The 19695-nt window shown below is 26.1% G+C and carries 15 protein-coding genes and 1 pseudogene; 15 read left to right on the top strand and 1 reads right to left on the bottom strand.

The annotated features are described in order from the left end of the window. Position 1: 1 nt before the first annotated feature. Together K0040_RS16990 and K0040_RS16985 are read left to right on the top strand one after the other, a co-directional pair. Positions 2-2125: a vWA domain-containing protein gene (locus K0040_RS16990; protein ID WP_228109930.1), complete on the top strand. Its 2124-nt coding sequence runs from the start codon at positions 2-4 to the stop codon at positions 2123-2125. 330 nt (positions 2126-2455) lie between these two features. Continuing rightward, on the top strand, positions 2456-4312 hold the full coding sequence (locus tag K0040_RS16985; protein ID WP_228109929.1) for a DUF4153 domain-containing protein: 1857 nt from the start codon (positions 2456-2458) through the stop codon (positions 4310-4312). Here K0040_RS16985 and K0040_RS22350 read toward each other — a convergent pair. Then, a complete protein-coding gene (locus tag K0040_RS22350; RefSeq protein ID WP_465244999.1) occupies positions 4289-4390 on the bottom strand; it encodes a hypothetical protein in 102 nt (33 codons plus the stop codon). The genes K0040_RS16985 and K0040_RS22350 overlap by 24 nt on opposite strands. Positions 4391-4967: 577 nt before the next feature. Between K0040_RS22350 and cplR the strand changes: the two genes are divergently transcribed. The 13 genes and pseudogenes from cplR to K0040_RS16915 all read left to right on the top strand — a co-directional run bounded on the left by cplR (position 4968) and on the right by K0040_RS16915 (position 19534). Beyond that, complete coding sequence (gene cplR, locus K0040_RS16975) at positions 4968-6617, top strand: ABC-F type ribosomal protection protein CplR (RefSeq protein ID WP_228109927.1); 1650 nt, start codon at positions 4968-4970, stop codon at positions 6615-6617. Between the two features lie 187 nt (positions 6618-6804). Beyond that, positions 6805-7707, top strand: a complete 903-nt coding sequence (locus K0040_RS16970; RefSeq protein ID WP_228109926.1) for a radical SAM protein — start codon at positions 6805-6807, stop codon at positions 7705-7707. A gap of 10 nt (positions 7708-7717) precedes the next feature. After that, complete coding sequence (locus tag K0040_RS16965) at positions 7718-8977, top strand: coproporphyrinogen-III oxidase family protein (RefSeq protein WP_228109925.1); 1260 nt, start codon at positions 7718-7720, stop codon at positions 8975-8977. A 100-nt stretch (positions 8978-9077) separates the two neighbouring features. After that, positions 9078-9791 (top strand): LytR/AlgR family response regulator transcription factor, encoded by a 714-nt coding sequence (locus K0040_RS16960; protein WP_228109924.1) that lies wholly within the window; start codon positions 9078-9080, stop codon positions 9789-9791. Then, positions 9785-11152: a sensor histidine kinase gene (locus tag K0040_RS16955; protein ID WP_228109923.1), complete on the top strand. Its 1368-nt coding sequence runs from the start codon at positions 9785-9787 to the stop codon at positions 11150-11152. Before K0040_RS16960 ends, K0040_RS16955 begins: the two co-directional genes overlap by 7 nt. Before the next feature lie 151 nt (positions 11153-11303). Continuing rightward, a complete protein-coding gene (locus K0040_RS16950; protein ID WP_228109922.1) occupies positions 11304-13868 on the top strand; it encodes an ABC transporter permease in 2565 nt (854 codons plus the stop codon). Between the two features lie 12 nt (positions 13869-13880). Next, positions 13881-14544, top strand: a pseudogene (locus tag K0040_RS16945) (ABC transporter ATP-binding protein). Between the two features lie 396 nt (positions 14545-14940). Beyond that, positions 14941-15576, top strand: coding sequence for a glycosyltransferase family 2 protein (locus K0040_RS16940; protein ID WP_228109921.1), 636 nt, complete (start codon positions 14941-14943; stop codon positions 15574-15576). A gap of 203 nt (positions 15577-15779) precedes the next feature. Beyond that, positions 15780-16388: a hypothetical protein gene (locus K0040_RS16935; protein ID WP_228109920.1), complete on the top strand. Its 609-nt coding sequence runs from the start codon at positions 15780-15782 to the stop codon at positions 16386-16388. Between the two features lie 103 nt (positions 16389-16491). Next, complete coding sequence (locus K0040_RS16930; protein ID WP_228109919.1) at positions 16492-17010, top strand: DUF2179 domain-containing protein; 519 nt, start codon at positions 16492-16494, stop codon at positions 17008-17010. 205 nt (positions 17011-17215) lie between these two features. Then, positions 17216-17941: an ABC transporter ATP-binding protein gene (locus K0040_RS16925; RefSeq protein ID WP_228109918.1), complete on the top strand. Its 726-nt coding sequence runs from the start codon at positions 17216-17218 to the stop codon at positions 17939-17941. Next, the gene (locus tag K0040_RS16920) at positions 17934-18677 is read left to right on the top strand and encodes an ABC transporter permease (protein WP_228109917.1); all 744 of its coding nucleotides are present in this window, start codon (positions 17934-17936) and stop codon (positions 18675-18677) included. Before K0040_RS16925 ends, K0040_RS16920 begins: the two co-directional genes overlap by 8 nt. A 14-nt stretch (positions 18678-18691) precedes the next feature. Further along, entirely contained in the window at positions 18692-19534 is an 843-nt protein-coding gene (locus tag K0040_RS16915) for a MerR family transcriptional regulator (RefSeq protein WP_228109916.1), read from the top strand. Positions 19535-19695: the final 161 nt, after the last annotated feature.

Genomic DNA, 19695 nt, shown 5'->3' with positions numbered 1-19695 from the left:
TATGGACTTAGATAATATTTTAAGATTAGTAAGAGAAAACAGATTGGATTTAGAAGATGAGAGTATTTTAAAATGTAAAGAATTTGAAGAATATATAAAGAGTATATCTAAAAAATTATACGAAAAATACAACTTAAAACAAGATAAAATAAAATTTTTAATTGATAAGGATATTGATGATGTATCTTATATAAAAAAAGATACTATTTATATAAACTTAGGATCAAAAAGTATAAAAAATAAAAAAGATAATAAACTTAAGTTAATATTGGGATATTATGCCCATGAAATAGGACACAGATTATTTACAGATTTTTCAATAAGAGATATTTATGAACAGTCTATATTAAATGGTAACCTTTTTGAAAACATGGTAGACTTTTATGATGAAGAGTTATATAAAGATGAAAAATTGTATAAAAATGTAAATAAAATGCATAAATATATGAATAATCCTAAAAAGTCTGGAAAATTGTCTTCATTATTACTTTTTATATATGATCTTATAGAAGATAGTCGTGTGGAGGAATTCATATATAAATATTTATGTAACTATGGACGATTAATAGATGGACTTAATGAATTAAGAGACAGTCAATACAATAGTATCAAATCATATCCAATAGATTTAATACTAAATAATAAGTTCAATGCCTTATTAAATCAAATAATTTGTTATATTAAATTTAAAAAGTTTAAAGATATATTAGATTATAATATAAAAAATATTAATAAAGTAAGAAAAATAATAGATGAGGCTATTGAGGAAGAAGATGACATTCAAGTATTAAATAAGGTTAATAAAATAAGTATTCTTTTATGGGATGAAATCGAAGAATACTTAGAAATATTTGATGATGTATATGAAGAAAAACAAGATATTATAAAACCATTAGCTTCTTTTGAAATAAAAGAAGACCTTTACAAAAACAGTGAAGCAACATCAACTATAGGACAAACAGATACAAAAGGCCATATAGGAAAAAGTATAAAAAACAAAAACATAACTAAAGAGGACTTAAAAAAAGATTTAGTTAAATCAGAAAATGAAGAAGTTATGGAAATTAATTCTGATGAAAATAGCAAATATAAAAGTACAATGGCACAAGATAAAAATGCATTAAAATTGAAAAACTCTAGCAAGGAAGATAGTGCAAGTTGTGATTCTATAAATAAAGAAAATGAAGAATTGTTTGATGGAGTATATAATGATAAAAACTCCTTTGGAAAAGGAATAATGAAATTAAGAAATATACCAGAAAGTACAAAGGAATATAAAAGTCATTTTAAGGTAGTTTTAGATGGAGATATTCATAAAAATATAAGAATAAAAGTTCATAGACCTGAATTTGCCTACGAAGATAAATTAAATTATACAAAAAACAATAAAAAATATATTGATTTTGCTAATGAATTGGCTAATCAAGTATTGCCATTTCTTAAAAATGAAGTATCTAGTGAATATAGTAAGAATAGATATTATGGAACTAAATTTGAGGCTTCAAATGTGGTCAAAAAAGACTATAGATATTTTAGCAAAAAAAATCCACCAAATGAATCGCCTTCAATAGCAGTAGCCTTGCGAATAGATGAATCTGGATCTATGAAAGCAAATAATAGAATTGAAATGGCTCGTTCAACAGCTATTTTAATATGGGAATTTTGTAGAAAATGTAATATACCAATAGGTATTTATGGTGATACAGCAGATTTAACTGAATTGGAGGATGTATCCATATATTCATATTCTGATATTGATAACTCCCATAAGGATGATTGCTATAGAATGATGCAAATAAGCCCTAAGAGTAATAATAGAGATGGGGTACCTATAAAATATGTGGCAGATAAGCTATTAGATGTTGAGGCAGATATTAAAGTACTATTTATAATAAGTGACGGAAAACCTCTTGCAAAGCCTAACTATAAAGATGAATTAGCAAAAGAGGACTTAAAGAGTGTTATATCAGAATACTCAAGAAAAGGTATAAATTTCTTTGTTGCTGCCATTGGAAATGATAGAGATGTAATAAAAGACATTTATGGAGAAAATAGATTCCTAGACATGTCTAATATAAATACCTTACCCAACAGAATTTCTATGATATTAAAAAATTTAGTATAGTTAGTTGTTATGCTATGTTCCAATGACTGCTCTAAATATTGTTCCAATATATTATTTCCATAAATTAGAATAAATATTATTTAATAAATTTATTAATTTTTTAACTTTTATAATTAAGCAATATGATTGAAATAAATTAACATATTATAGTGTAAATTATTTTAGCCAAGCATATAATCTAAAAAAATCTTAATAATATTGTGATTATCAGATTTAACCTTTGAAACTATATACGATGGTAATTTTGTGAGTGGTAAAATAAAAATTAAAATGTGTTTTATACTACCATCATTATTAAATACTAATTATAATAAAATAGGAGGTGTTTTTATGGAGAGTTTAATTCGTTCTACATCAAAGGTTTTTAAAGGTTCAGCAAAAGCGCTTGAAAGATATCCTATAGTAATTGCAAATGCAGTAGCCTTTTCTATTGTTACAATAATAAGGATTCATATGGATTGGCCTAAACAGGAAGCTTATAACTTTCTTTTTAACTGTTTACATTTATCATTTGCTTTAGGAGCTATATTTAGTCTTGCATTGATTACAGCAGTAAAAAGTAGATATAACGATAAAAAAATATTTCAATTAGCAAATATTCTAGGAATTATAGTCACTATTGTAACAATAATATTGCTTTACTTTTTTGGTGGAATATACTCTGATCACACATTAATGAGATATAAGAGTATTTCTTCAATAGCTACTGCAAGAGTAGGTGTAGTTATCTTTGTAAGTATTTTGGCATTTATTATCTTAGCAGAGGACCAAGAAGAACAGTCTGATTTTCCAAAATCATTTTTTATGTTTCATAAAGCGTTTATCATAGCTATTATTTATGGTCTTGTAATAATGTTAGGAACATCAGGAGTAGCAGGAGCTGTCAAAGCACTTCTTTACAGAGGGTTAAGTAGTAATGTGTATGGATATATTGGGACATTAAGCGGATTTTTAGCATTTATCATTTTTGTGGGATATTTTCCTGATTTTCAAAAAGGTGTTGTTGACAAACAGAGAGAAATTGCGCAAAAGCAACCTCGTTTTATAGAAATATTATTTGGATATATTATGATTCCGATTATGTTAGCGTTGACTTTTGTGTTGATTTTATGGACGGTAAAGACGATTATGGATGGAATGGAAGTTCCTTTTATAAGACTTTCATCAATTGCTTCTTCTTATGCAATTGGAGGTATATGTTTATATATAATTAGTGCTCATTATAAAACAGATATGGCAAAGTTTTATAAAAAAACATATCCTATTGCAGCTATATTTATTTTAGTTTTTGAAGCTTGGGCATTATTTGTACAATTGCAAAAATATGGACTTAAAACAACAGAGTATATTTTTGCTTTAATTTGGATTGGAACATTAACTTCAGCAATTCTATTAATGCTTAAGAAAGAAAAAACATATCATTTTATTGTTACTACTACAAGTATTTTAGCTATAATTTCAGTTACCCCATATATTGGGTATAATGATTTTCCTGTTACATCACAAGTAAGCAGACTAGAAAAACTTCTTGAAAAAGAAGGGATGTTTAAAGGTGAAAATATAGTTCCTGCAATAAAGGAGCCAGAAGAAAATATACGAGAATCAATTACTGATGCAGTAGAATATTTAGGAAGTATAGAAGATGCAAGATTACCTAAGTGGTTTGATAAAGATTTTATAAATAGTGAAAACTTTAAGAAAACTTTTGGTTTTGAAAAGACATTTCCTAAATATGATAATGAAATACTAGATAATTACATGGGAACATCTTTATTTTTAAGACAAGAAGTCATTGATATTAAGGGTTATCGTTGGGCAGTTAATATGCAAAATATTTATGATAAAGAAAATGAATTTGTGACGCTCAATGGAGATGAAGGGATTTATAGAATTTATTGGCAAGTAAATCAACAAGATGGAGTACCTTTTTTAAAGATATTACTTAATGATGAAATAATAGTTGATTTGGATATGAATGAGTATTTAGATAGAATTACAAAAAAATTCCCTCCAGGAAAAATGGATAAAAATTCTGCAACATTGGAGGATATGAGCTTAAAATTTGAAACTTCTGAAATAAATATTATGCTTATTTTTAGCAATGTAGAAATAAACAGTTATTCTAATAAAGATGAAATAAATTACTGGATTAACCCTAATACATTATATTTCAATGAAAAACATTAATGGAACTTCATATTCAGATAAGGAAGAATTATCTATTATGTTTGTGCCACTTAAAGTATGCGGTTGTAAACTCACAATGGCATTTACTACAGCTAAGATGTTATCATTTGAAGCACCTGATTTTATGCTAGAAAAAGTAGAAATAAAGTTATAAAAAATATTTGAAAATTATATAAAACAAGGAAGTTTCATATAAATTTTTAATAAAATGATAGGAAACCAACCACATGAAGAACAAGTAATAATTGCTTCGCTGGGTATTTCAGATATTTAGATTTTAAAGTGTTGAAAACGGCCATAGTAGTAATCATATAAGTAGGAGTTGAATTGTGAAAAATCTAAAAAAATATATTAATTAAAGATTAAACGTGATAAAATACTATTGAAAAATAAAATAGAAAGGGTACGGATAAAAATAAAATGAAGTTATAATTTACCTTTAAAATAAAAGTATTATAAATTTTAAAAGTCTATTTTAGTAGGCGTATTTATAGTGCTTAAATTGAGGAGGGTAAATTATAAAATATTAAGCAATGTAGTAAGATGCAGAAGCGAAGTCTTATTTTATATCTTAGCAGAGCTGATTTTGTTTTATTGTGCCTATTATTATAATAATCTCTCCTTATATTTGAGTACAAAGAGGAGGGATTTTTTTATGCAATTAGTGAATATAGATAAGTTAAAAAAGTATTATTCAGATAGATTAATACTTGATATAGAAAAATTTGAAATATTAGAGAATGAAAAAATAGGCTTAGTTGGAACAAATGGAGTAGGAAAAACAACTTTGATAAAAGCTTTAATAGGGCAAATAGAATTAGATCAAGGTCAAATATATTTAACTAACAGTTATTCATATATTACTCAAAATGAAGATGTAGATGTTTTATCAAGTGATAACAAAATCAAAAGCATGCTTCATGCACCTGATAAATTTGAAGAATATTTGTCTGGTGGAGAAAAGGTAAAGTTAAGAATAGCCAATGCTCTCAAGGAGCAAAAGAAGCTTATAATAGCAGATGAGCCAACTTCAAACTTAGATCAGAAAAGTGTTTCAGTTCTTGAAGAGATGTTAAAAAAACATAAGGGGGCTATGTTGTTGGTATCACATGATAGAAGATTTTTAGATGCTTTGTGTAATAAAATCGTTGAAATAGAAGATGGTAAATTAAAAATATACAATGGAAATTACTCAACATATTTAAAATTAAAAGAAGAAGAAAGAGATAGACAAAAATTTGAATTTGAGCAGTATGTGTCAGAAAAGAAAAGGTTAGAGTATGCTAAAATTAAAAAAAAAAGTTTAAGTGAAGGAATAAGAAGATCTCCTAAAAGAATGGGCAACTCAGAAGCTAGACTTCACAAAATGGGTGGTCAAAGACAAAAACAAAATTTAGATCAAAATGTGAAAGCCATACAAAGTAGAATAGATAAGCTAGAGGTGAAGGAAAAGCCTAAAAATACAAATCCAATTAAAATATATATAAAAGACGGTTTGGAAATAGTAAGTAAAAATTTGGTGGAAGTAAATAATCTTACACTTTCTATTGAAGATAAGAACTTATTAGAGAATGTTTCCTTTAAATTTAAACGAAATAAGAAAATAGCTTTATTAGGTGAAAATGGATGTGGAAAAACTACCTTGATTAAAGAGATTATAAATAATAATAATCTAGCAATAAGAATAAATCCTATGGTGAGAATAGGCTATTTTGACCAAAATCAAGATGTACTAGATGTAGAAAAAAGTATTTTAGATAATATAAAAATATCTTCTTCTTTTGATGAAACTTTTATAAGAATAAATTTGAATTTATTTGGATTTAAAGGCGATGATGTATATAAAAAAGTAAATGTATTAAGTGGTGGAGAAAAGGTGAAAAGATCACTTTGTAAAATAATTTTAGAGAATAATAACTTTTTAATTTTAGATGAACCTACCAATTATTTAGATATTGTTTCACTCCAAGCTCTTGAGGAGTCTTTGAAAAACACGGAGAAAACAATGCTTATAGTATCTCATGACAGGGCATTTATTGATAAGGTGTGTGATTATATTATTGAGATTAAAAATAAAAAAATTGAAGAGTTTAATGGCAATTACAGTAAGTATATGGAAAATAAAAACAATAAAAAGTTAAAATCAATTAATCATAAAAAGGAAGAGGAAATATTGGTCTTAGAAAATGAAATGAGCCATGTGATTTCCATGTTATGTGTTGAAACTGATATTAATAAAAAAGCTGAATATGAAAAGAAATATGACGAACTTTTACTTAAGTTAAAAGAAGTAAGAAGTAGCTAGCAAGTAGAAATTGTTAATAAAAGCATATTAAGAAGATGGAGATGGCTCTTATCTTAGTATGCTTAATTCTTTTTTATTAAAAGAATTAGTTTGCCATTCTTATTATCTTGTTATAAAATTTAGACATAATTGTAAAAAAATACATTTATTAATTTTTTACTATATTTAAATTAGGGGAAGGTGAATTATGAAGCTAAAATCATTTATAGAATTTTCAACTTATGGATTAAAAACAATATTTTTCAAAAATACTAATCCGATACTTGCGACTATAATACTTACAGATTATTGCAATCTCACTTGTAAGCATTGTGCAGTAAACAACATAAACAAAATAATTCATACTTATGAAGACATAAAAGAGGAAATGATTAAGCTTTATAATGAAGGCGTTAGAATTTTATTCTTTTGTGGTGGAGAAACACTTCTTTGGAATGAAAGTGGGAAAAATGCTAAGGACTTAATTGCAGAAGCTAAAGAAATAGGATTTGAATTAGTTAATATAGTTACCAACGGAACTATAGATTTAGATATTAAAGAGGCAGATATTATATTTTTAAGTATTGATGGAACTAAAGAAAATCACAATTACATAAGAGGTAATACATTTGATACAATATTAGAAAATGTGGAAAAAGCCAATGACAGCAATATTTGCGTATATATGGCCATTAATAATAGAAATTATAAGGATGTAGAGGAACTTTGTGAGTTAGTTAAAAATACTAAAAATCTAAAGAGCATTTCCTTTAATTTTCACACACCTTATGAGGGGACCAAGGATCTAAGTTTGAACAGAGAGCAAAAAATTGAAGTGGTAAATACTATAAAACAACTTATGAAGGAAGGCTACCCTATATTTAATTTATACTCTGCCATAGATTATTATTTGGATAACAATTGGAACAGACCTTGCAAGCAATGTTTGGTAGTAGAAAATAAAAAGAGATTTGTATGTGGAAGGTGTGTGGAAATAGACGGATTATGCAATGAATGTGGATACTTATTTGCCGTGGAATTTGCCTTATTGTTTGGTGGAAATCCTAAGATAATCTATGAAACTTTAAAAACATATCTGAAATTTGTATAAGGGAGAGAATATGCTGACAAATATTTTAAGACCAGTATTAAACAGAAGTTTTAAGCCGTTTGAGTTTGTAAAGTGCAATGATAATAATGATTTAAATTATGTTGATTTAAATAATAAAGATAATTTAGGATTATATATACATATACCATTTTGTAAAAGTATATGTTCTTTTTGTCCTTACAATAAAGAATTATATGATGAGAACAAGGCTTTTGAATATAAGGAAGCTTTATTAAAAGAGATAAAGCTAGCTAATTTAAGATATAAAAAACAGGACTTAACATCTTTGTATTTTGGAGGTGGAACACCAGCGCTACTTATAGACTATCTTGAAGAAATTATAGATGCTGTAAAAGAAAACTTTAATCTAAAGGGTAGCTTAGCCATAGAATTACATCCAAGTAATATTAATTTAGATATGCTGAATAAGTTAAAGATCTTAGGATTTAACATGATAAGTGTTGGGATTCAGTCTTTTAATAAAAACTGTTTAGAAAGCTTAGGCAGAAAAGAAAATAATGAAGCTGAAAAAATACAGTTAATTAAAGAAGTTGAGTTTGAAACAATAGACATAGATTTAATATTTGGAATACCAGGACAAAGTATAGAGGAGCTAAAGGAAGACGTAGTATTGGCCTTTGAACTTGGAGCAACTCAAATTTCTACTTATCCATTTATTGATTTTTCTTATGCTAATAACAAAAGAAAACCTCTATCTTCCAATGAAAAGAAAAAAATGCTTTTTGAACTTGTAAATTTATCAAAAGAAATAGGTTTAGATAGAACTTCTGTATGGACTTTTGCTAAGCCAAATACAGAAAAATATTCATCCATAACAAGAGAAAACTTTATAGGATTAGGACCAGGAGCTGCTTCACTCTTTGATGACAAGTCTAGGTTAAATACTTTCTCAGTGGATGAGTACATAAATGCAATAAATAAAAATGAATTTGCCTGTGCATTAGTATTAAACTTTACTAAATTTTCAAGAAAATCTTATTGGTTATTTTGGAATGTTTATAATATGAACTTGAACAAAGAGCATTATGAAAAAATGTTTAGTAGTGATTTAAGTAAAGATTATAGGATAGAACTTAGTATTGCAAAGATAATAGGATTATTAAAAGAAGATGAGACAGGATATAAAGTTACTACAAAAGGCTCTTATTATTTCCATGCAGTAGAGCAGATTTATACTTTGCAATATATTGATAAAACATGGAGTATTGCACGAAATAATCCATGGCCAAACAAGATTGAATTATATTAAATATTATAAAAGATTTATAAATGTAAAATATTTAAAAATATTAAAGATGAATATATAATTAAAGCTAGAAGTTAGTAAGGAAGTAATTTGGAGGATATAGATGTTAAAAATAGCAGTATGTGAAGACGAAAAAGAACAAAGAAAATTAATAAAAAATTACTTAATTCAAATCTTAGAGGAAGAAGACTTATCATATGAAATACTTACATTTAGCTCAGGTGAAGATCTTTTTAATAATTATCCTCAAGATGTAGATATATTCTTATTAGATATTCTAATGGACAAGCTAAATGGTATGGAAACGGCGAGAAAAATCAGAAAAATAGATAATAGAAATGCTGAGATAATATTTACTACATCACTAGTAGATTATATTCAAGAAGGATATGAAGTAAGAGCTTATAGATATTTGTTAAAGCCACTAAAATATGAAGATTTAAAAAAGCATATGATAAGCTGTATAAGTGAAATTAACAAAAATAGCAAATATATAATTATAGATCAAAAAAGTGATACTTTAAAGATTAAAGTTAGTCATATAACTTATATAGAAATACAAAAAAGAGATATGACTATACACACAAAAGACGAAGAACACCAGGTTAAGAGTACCTTGGATAAGATAGAAAAAGAAATTAACAACAGTAATTTTTATAGGTGTCATAAAAGCTTTTTAGTAAATATGGAGTATGTAGACTGTATAAAGCAATATGTTGCTATTATGGACAATAAAGAAGAAGTGCCTGTTAGTAGACATAGATTTAAGGATTTTAAAAGCAAGTTTCTTCATTCAATGGGAGAAAAATTATGTTAAATATTGAATTTTATCAGTTTAAAGATATAATCAATAGCTTATTATTTATATTATCATTTTTGATTATTATGAAAAAAATAGGATATGAATACAAGCCTAAAAATAGATTTTTTAAAATAATAAATTTATTGCTAATATTTTTGGTTATTAGCACACAAATGGTTACATATGGACTTGATAAAGGTATAATAATTTCATTTGTTTTATTATTTATAATTTGTAAAATTTCATATGATTTTGATTTTAAAAAAGCTTTTTTATATTCCATTTTACATACAGTAATATATAAAGGAGTGAAAATGACCATTGAGTGCATTATATTGTATATTTATATACTTATAATAGATAAATTCAATTTTAAATGGGATATGATATTTGATGTTTTACAATTTATAATAAGTTCATTATCAATTATTTTAATTGTATATTATTTTGATAAGTTAAAAAGTTTATCTCTTAATAAAAAATACTATTTGTGTATAGGATTTACAATTGTTGTAAATATGTTAATAATATTATTTTTGAATAAGGCATCTAATGGTATTTATGATCTTTATTCTATAGTAAGAGATAACAAATTAAAATTTGATCAATCAATTGAATTTATGCCCTTTGTAAATTTTGCTGACTTAGCTTTACCATATATAGTTGTTGCAAGTAATATAGTTTTTGTACTTGCTCTTATTAAGCTTTTGAAATCTACTGAGGAAAAAGCAAAGCTAGACCTACTCAATAAAAAGCATGATATGGAATATAATTATTATTTAAATATAAAAGAATCCCAAGAAAAAGTAAAAAGGCTTTATCATGATATAAATAATCATATGACAAATATAAAACTTATTCAAAATCAAAGCTCCAGTGTGAATGAGTATATAAATAGTATTAATAATGAAATTAAGTATTTTGAAAATATATATAATACAGGAAATGTTATATTAGATGTTATACTAAGTGAAAAAAGAAAGCTATGTAATATGAAAAACATAGACTTCTTGTGTAATATGGACTTTTCAAAATGTGATTTTTTACACATGATGGATGTATCAAGTATATTTTCAAATTTGCTAGATAATGCAATAGAAGCATGTGAAAAGATTGAAAATGATGAAAATAAAAAATATATAAATATAAGAGGTACAATTGTGAAGTCTTACTATATTATAAAATGTGAAAATAGTAAGGTAAATAAAGTAATAATTAAAAATAATAAAATAATAAGTAGCAAAAAAGATAAATATTTTCATGGTATTGGAATTGAAAGTATTAAATCATCACTTAAAAAATATGATGGAGAATTGGAAATTGAAAATGAAGAAAATAAATTTATAAGTACAATTTATATACCATTGAAACAATAAATTTTTCTTTATAAAAATTAAAACATGACAGTTGGAACAATAAAAATACCAGTTGTGCTATAGATATTGAGGAAAAAGTCAAAGGGTGTTACCTTTTTATATGTAAAAGGCAACACCCTTTAACTATATAAATAACAACTGGGAGGCAAAGATGAAAGTTAGTTTTAAATTGGCAGTGTCCTATTTAAAAAGCCAAAAAGGCAAAAGCTCAGCTCTTATAACAAGTATTTCTTTAGCAGTAATGCTAATTTTTACATTAAACGTTATACCAGAAACTAAGAGTGAGATAAATATTAAAGAAGCTTATAAAAATTTCAGTGATTATCATGCTGAATATAACAATTTAAGCGATAGTGTGTCAAATCAATTAGAAAAGGACAAAGAAGTAAAAGAAATCCATGATGTAATCAATTTAGGTAGTATTGTAGATAAAAATGGAGTATCCATTCAGCTAGATTCTTACAATGAGGACTTTATTAATGCCTATGGATATAAATTGATAAAAGGTACTTATCCTAAAAATGAAAATGAAATAGTTTTAGAAGAAAAAGCATTGAAAGAAATGCACTTAGACAATAAACTAAATGAGGAAATTGACTTTACTGTTGTGAAACATTATGTGGACAATAAAAATGAAAATCAAATTTATAGTAAGAAAAAGAAATTTAAACTAGTTGGAATAGTTCAAAAGCCTGAAGCTTACTATAAAGGTTATTATGAAGGAAATGAATATTACAATGTTAGAGGATTTACTTATTTCACAAGTAATCAAAATATTATCCCAAAAGAACTTGTAACTCATAGCGGTATTTTGAAGTTTAATACAAAAACACCTAGTATATCTAAGGCTAATGAAATTATAGGAAAGTATAAATTAAACGATGGAGATTTAATTATAAATACACAACTTAGCAATGCACTAGATGATTATGAAATGTCAAAGAACACAACATTTAGTATAAAAAATAAGCTAATACCAATGTTGTCAGCAGCTTTAGTTATATTCAACATATTTAATATAATATTAATTGATATGACAAAGCAAATTGGTATATTAAGAGCCATAGGAATGGAAAAGAAAAATGTTAGACTTATGATACTTATTCAAAGTTTAATAGTTCTTATTTTAGGTTTAGTTCTAGGATTTGCTTTGGGATATGTAATTTCTTCAATAGGAATAATTAATATTTATGGAGGTCAGCAAAATATTTATATAAGCAAAGAAAGTATAATGGAACCATTAAAATTAGCATCTTTTGCAGTTTTGCTTTCTTGTATTTTCTCCACGTATAAAGGTTCAAAAATAAGCCCTATGGAGGCTATTAGAGATATAAATAACAATACAAAAAGAGGAAGAGATAAGTATTATCATAAATTAATTAGGAAAATATTTGGATTGACTGGTGAAATGGCATTTAAAAATGTGTGGAGAAATAAAAGTAGAACTATATTATCCATACTGTCAATAAGTCTAGCAGGATCATTATTTATAAGTAAGATGGCAGTTTTTAATAATGATGAAGAAATTATTGGAAGTAATAGTATGTCTGTTATGGCCATGGGAGATACTGATGTAATTTTAAGACATAATTTTTATAATACAGAAGAAGCTTATTGTAATTATGATAGTAACTTTATTAATAAAATATCTAAAATTGATAATCTAAAAGAAGTTTATCCTAGTATAAATTTAACTGCATACTTAAAAACTAGTATAAATAATATTAGTGAGGATGTTAAACCTTTTCTATCTTCTAAAGATAATCAAAATAATATAGAGATTACTACTGGAGTAAAAGGATATAACAAAGACTTTATAAGAAGTTTAGATAAATACATAGAAAAAGGTAGCAATATTTATGAGGAAAAAAAAGAAGATTACCCAAGGGCTCTAGTTTCAAACTATTTTTACTCGCCTATGCAAAGTACAAATAATGCAAAGGCTTTAAAGAAGGTTAAAGTGGGAGATGTTATTGATATAAAAGTGCCTGCAAAGAATAAAGGTAAATTGGAATATAAAAATATAAAAGTTAAAGTTAGTGGTTTGTTAAATAAAGATTATGTTGTAACTCAAGATGGAGGACTAGGTTGTTTAGCTCAAGTTATTTTAAATGAAGATGATTTGAAAAATATAACTAATATAAATGACTACAACAAAATATCAATAAAGTTAGAAAATAGAAAAGATGAAGACGTAAATAAAGCTTTAGATGAATTAACAAAAGGTTATTCTTTTAAAGAAATAGAAAGTAAATATAAATATGAAAGTAGGTTTAAAAAGCAATCAGAAGAAAATAAAAAGGAAGTATTAGTATCTGTAATTCTTACACTTATAATATCTTCCATAAATATAATATGTATAATTAAAACTAATATTATGCTGAGAATAAAAGAATTGGCAACGCTTAGGGCTATTGGTATGAGTATGAAAAACATTAAAAAAATGATAGTAAAAGAAAGTATGATATATGCCTTATTTAGTATAGTAGTATCATCTGTAGTGGCTACCATAAGTTATTCAAAATTTATTTATATGGTAAATAGCATAAGGGATGAAGGCCTAGGTTTAGAAAATAGCATGTCATATAATATACCAATAAATGAAATACTCCAATTTGGAATAGCTACAATAGTAATGTGTTTATTGTCAACTTATTTATCGAGAAATAAAATAATTAAGCTAAGTATAGTAGAAGGACTGAGAATAAATAACTAAGGAGATGATGATATGAGTATATTAGATGTAATAAATTTAAGTAAAATATATGGAAAAGACGAAAATAAAGTACAGGCCTTAAATAATATTAATTTATCTTTTGAAAAAGGAAAGTTTACTACAATAATAGGTCCAAGTGGAAGTGGAAAAAGTACATTACTTCACTGTATAGCAGGGTTAGATAGTATTACAAGTGGAAAGGTACTTCTTAATGATCAAGATATATCCAAGTTGTCAGATGATAATTTATCAAAATTAAGAATAGAAAAGTTTGGATTTATTTTTCAAAGTTTTAACTTAATACCAGTAGTTAATATTTATGAAAATATAGTACTTCCTATAAATATAGATAATAAAAAAAATAGATATAAAATATGTAGACAGTATTATAAATATACTAGGATTAAAAGATAAGATAAATAAATTTCCAAATGAATTAAGTGGAGGACAACAACAAAGAGTTGCTATTGCTAGAGCTCTTGCAAATAAACCGGAAATTATATTTGCAGATGAGCCTACAGGAAATTTAGACACAAAAACTACTAATGAGGTTATGGATTTGTTAAAAAAATGTGTAAATGAATTTGGACAAACTTTGATTATGATAACTCATAATAATGACATAGCCCAAATGGCAGACAAGGTTATAACTATAAAAGATGGTAATGTTGCTTAGTATATAATAAAAATCAATTGAAAAAAATTGCACATATATTTGTGCAAATAAGAGAGCTTGTTAATCTATTGTAGATAAATAAGCTCTCTTATTTTAATTTTGGTTATAAACTATAAATACTTACTATTATTAGGTAGTTTATCGCTTTATGAAGGAATTCAGAGGAAAAATATAATAAAAATAACAAGGGATGTAAAGTAAAGTAAAGAATTTATTATAAGTAGACTAAAAGATAAATTCACATGTGATAAGCAAAAATAATACTTTTGTATAATGAAAACTATTTATAAATAGTACTATTATAGGATAGGATTAAAAATATTAATTATGGGGAGTTAGTATTTTTAATAAGCAACAAATAAAAAATGTACAAATTAATCTATGGGGGGAGAAAATATGTACAAAGTTAGTGTGATTGTGCCAATATATAATGCAGAAGAAAATTTAAACAGGTGTCTAGATAGTATTAGAAATCAAACATATACAAATATGGAAATAACTCTAGTAGACAAAGGTAGTATTGATAATTCAAAGCAAATTGCTATGGGTTATGTTCGATTTGATAAAAGAATTAGATTACTTAATATGGAAAGTAGTAATCTTTGTGAGGCTATAAATTATGCAACGCAATATGCAACAGGCCAATATGTATTATATGTTGATAGCAAGGATAGCTGGTTAGACAAAAATATGATAAGCCTTATGGTAGAAAAACAAGAAAAATATAAATCCGATGCAATACAAGTAGATTCATATGATGTATACTTTGACAAGTTATTATATGATGATAAATATTGTGAAGAAGATGGTGAAGGATTAATACTAGATAACAAATGCTTAATGGAGGAACTAAAAATAAATGAAAGAGTAAAAAATGTTATATGGGGCAAATTGTATAAAACAGATTTAATTAAAAAGGTGATTTTAGAAAATAAAGAAAAGACTAATGAACTACAATGGATATACGAAGCAATGAATATTATTGAAAGGTACATAATACTTCATGAACCAGTTATTTATAAAATTAAATAAAGTAATTTGTAAATAGAATTAATATTTTATATTGCAGTATAAAAACAAAAATCCTTAGAAATAGTCGATTTGACAATTTCTAAGGATTTTTAATTATTTTGTATAAATATGTAGGAATTTTCATAGATGCTTTTAGTATTAATATAATATTAAAGGTGCTAATATGTACTTGAGGGGACGATATTGGAAAGGAAATACTAACTATGAAAAAAGAATTAAAATATTTTTATATAGAAGATTATTATGGTGGAAATCAAAATTGGCTTATAGATCCTATGATGAAATTAGGAGGCTGTGCAGCAGTTACAGCTTGTGACTTATGTATTTATTTAAATATACTTAGAAACAGTAAGCATCTATATCCATTTGATATAAAGGCCTTAACAAAAGTGAATTATATAAAATTCTCACATATTATGAAATCTTATCTTCGTCCAAGAATGACAGGAATTAATACTTTGCAAATGTATATAGATGGACTTGGAAAATATCTAGAGGATGTTAATGACAACGAGATAAATATGACAATGTTTTCTGGAGATAATCTATTACTTGACGGAGAAAAAGCAATTATCAAACAGATAAATGAAGATATACCAATACCATTTCTTCTATTAAAACATAAGAATGAAAAGTTAGAAGAACTTGTATGGCATTGGTTTTTAATTGTTGGTTATGAAAAAACTGACAATGACCTATTAATAAAAATAGCTACTTATGGGGATTATAACTGGATTTCATTTAAAGAATTATGGAATACAGAATATGAAGAAAAGGGAGGAATGATAATTATAGAAATATGTTCTAGTTGAAATTTTGTAAAAATAAAGAAAATTAAAAAATAATGATATGGTTGAGACATTTTATGTAATTTTAAATTATATTAATAACTAGAGGGGAATTTATGGAGGCCTTATGATTACTAAAGTTATACTAATATTTGTTTTACAGTTAATTTATGTACCTGTTTTATCTCTTAGAACAGTACTTGTTGTAAAAGGTGAGGACAAAAAAGCTCCTCTTGCCGCATTTGTAGAGGGGATAGTTTATATTGCAAGTTTAGGCATTGTATTTTCTGATTTAACAAATATGTATAATATTATAGCCTATGTTTTTGGTTATGCTATAGGAGTCTACTTAGGAGGTAGATTAGAAAAGAAACTTGCTATAGGATACAGAGTAGTGCAAATAAATTTGACTAAGGAAAATGATGACTTAATAAACATATTAAGAGGTCATAAATTTGGAGTTACTAAACTTGAAGGAAAAGGTAGAAATAATGAAACAAGATATAGATTAGAAGTTATGACACATAGAATAAGAGAGAAAGAAGTCATAAAAATAACTGAACAATTAGAGCCACAAGCCTTTATAATATCCTTTGAATTGGCACATTTTAAAGGCGGTTATTTAAACAAACATTCTACGCAATGATTATTAGAAAAGAAATACAATAAAAAGGCATTATAAAAATTTATAGGATTTTAATAAAATATGAGTAAAAGGATATGTTTATATGAAATTTAATATAAGCATATCCTTTTTATTATTTATAACAAACTTTATGTTTTCTGTTGACCCTTACCTTAGGTAAGCATATAACATTAACTTATTAATACGTAAAAAGGAGGATTTTATAATGGAAATATCTATTAAAGCAGAAAACATCCACAGAGTATCTGGTGGGAAAATTATTTTAGAAGATTTGTCTTTTAGTATAAGAAAGGGAGAAGTATTTGGTCTTATAGGTCATAATGGAGCAGGCAAATCTACAACTATTGATTGTTTATTAGGATTTAAAAAAGTACAAAAAGGAAAAATTTTTATTTTAAATAAAGATCCAAGGCAAAATAGACAAACATTATTTGAAAAGGTAGGAGTTCAATTTCAATCATCAAATTATCCAAATAATATTAAAGTAAAAGAAATATGTGAAGAAATGTGTGCTCTTTACAAAAACCCAGCCAACTACAATGAATTATTATTAAAATTTAATTTGTATCAATTTAAAGACAAATCAGTAGATAAACTATCCGGTGGAGAGAAACAGAAGTTATCAGTAGTATTATCTTTAATACCAAATCCAGAGATTATATTTTTAGATGAATTAACAACAGGATTAGATGTGGTTGCTAGAAGAGAAGTATGGAAGGTATTAAAAGGCTTGAAGAAGAAAGGGATAACCATATTTTTAACATCTCATTATATGGATGAAGTGGAGGAACTGTGTGACAGAATATGTATTTTAAAAGAAGGTAAAATAGTCAAAATAGGAGACGTAAAAGAAATTATAAATAATAGTCCTTATGAAAAATTGGAAGAAGCATATTTATGGTATTTAGGAGAGGAGTTAACTTATGAATAGATTTTTCACTGTATTAAAAATAGAAAGCAAACTAGCTATGAGATCTCCAGATGGCATAATCTTTGGAATCTGTATGCCCATGTGTATAATGATTTTAATAGGTACTATAGGAGGAGGGAAAATAGCTTTTGAAGGGGCTGATTATACATTTTTACAATCTGCTTTTGGTGCATTGATTGCTGTTGGAATATGTGCAACAGCATTTATGGGATTGCCATTATCTATTGTAGATTATAGAGACAAAAAAATATTAAAGCATTTTTTTGCAACACCAGCAAGCCCAAAGATGCTACTGTCCATACAAGTTCTCATTAATATAATTACAGCAATTATCTCAGCTGTTTTAGTATCTATTGTGGCTATTATTTTATTTGACTACAAAATGGAAGGTTCATTAATTAAGTTTGTAGGAGTATATTTCTTAGTAATGATATCCATGTATAGTATAGGTATGTTAGTGGCAAGTATTTGTAAATCAATAAAAATAGCCAATGTTGTATGCAGTCTTATATATTTCCCCATGTTATTTTTATCAGGGGCTACAATTCCTTATGAACTATTTCCAAAAGCATTACAAAATATAGCTAATATATTACCATTAACTCATGGAGTAAAATTGTTGAAGGGATTTTCCATGGGAAATAGTATAGATAATTTATATTTATCAATAGTTTTAATGGTAACAATTACAATAATTGGGTTTGGCTTATCTTTTAAATTATTTAAGTGGGAATAATATGGAGGTTTCTTATGAATAATGAATATAAATGTGAAATAAAAGAAGAAGAAAGAATTTATAAAATAGGTGTTTTCTCAAAAATGAATCACGTTACAATAAAAACCTTGCATCATTATGATTCTATAGGTTTATTAAAACCAAGTCATATAGATGAAAGTAATGGGTATAGATATTATACATCTAATCAACTGCCTATTTTACATCAAATATTAGCACTTAGGGAAGCTGGTTTTTCTTTGGATGAAATTAAGCAAGTGCAAGATGGAGTAAGTGAAAAACAATTATTAAAGAGAAAAAGAAGTGAAATTATGAAAAGAATAGCAGAGGAAACTTTAAAATTATCTAAGGTGGAAAGTTATTTATCAAGTAGCAGCATTAATGTGCAATATCCAGTTATTATAAAAGAATTACCAGAAGCCATAGTTGCCTCTATGAGAACTATTATGCCAAGTTATGATTCATTGTTCTCTCTGGTTCCACCTATGGGTGCAGAAATGGAAAGATTGGGATGTGAATGTGAAGTACCAGAATATTGCTTCAACATATATCATGATGGTGAATATAAGGAAAAAGATATTGATGTGGAAGTTTGTGAGGCTGTAACTGAGTTTAAGGAAGATTCTGAAATGATTAAGTTTAAATTAATTGCAAAAGTGGATATGGCTGCTTGTGTTCTTCACAAAGGTAACTACAAGGACTTTCCAAAGGCTTACAGTGCTGTTATCAGATTCATAGAGGAAAATGGATATGAGATAATTGATAGTCCTAGGGAATCTTATATTGATGGTGTATGGAACAAAGACAGTGTGGAAGACTGGCTAACAGAAATTCAATTTCCTGTTAGAAAGATATAGAAAATTTATTTATAAATAAAGGTGGTAACAATTTTTGGGTTTGTCAATAAAAGTGTGTAAGTAGTTTTTATTTTATAAGTCAGGTAGATAAAATTAATCTACCTGATTTTTTAATACTGATATTTTTTAACTCTTTCTTTTAAATTCTCATCCATATCTAA

Source organism: Terrisporobacter petrolearius, from assembly GCF_020748185.1.
GTDB lineage: Bacteria > Bacillota > Clostridia > Peptostreptococcales > Peptostreptococcaceae > Terrisporobacter > Terrisporobacter petrolearius.
The sequence above is the reverse complement of the archived record's forward strand: the minus strand, read 5'-3'. Positions and strand labels throughout refer to the sequence as shown.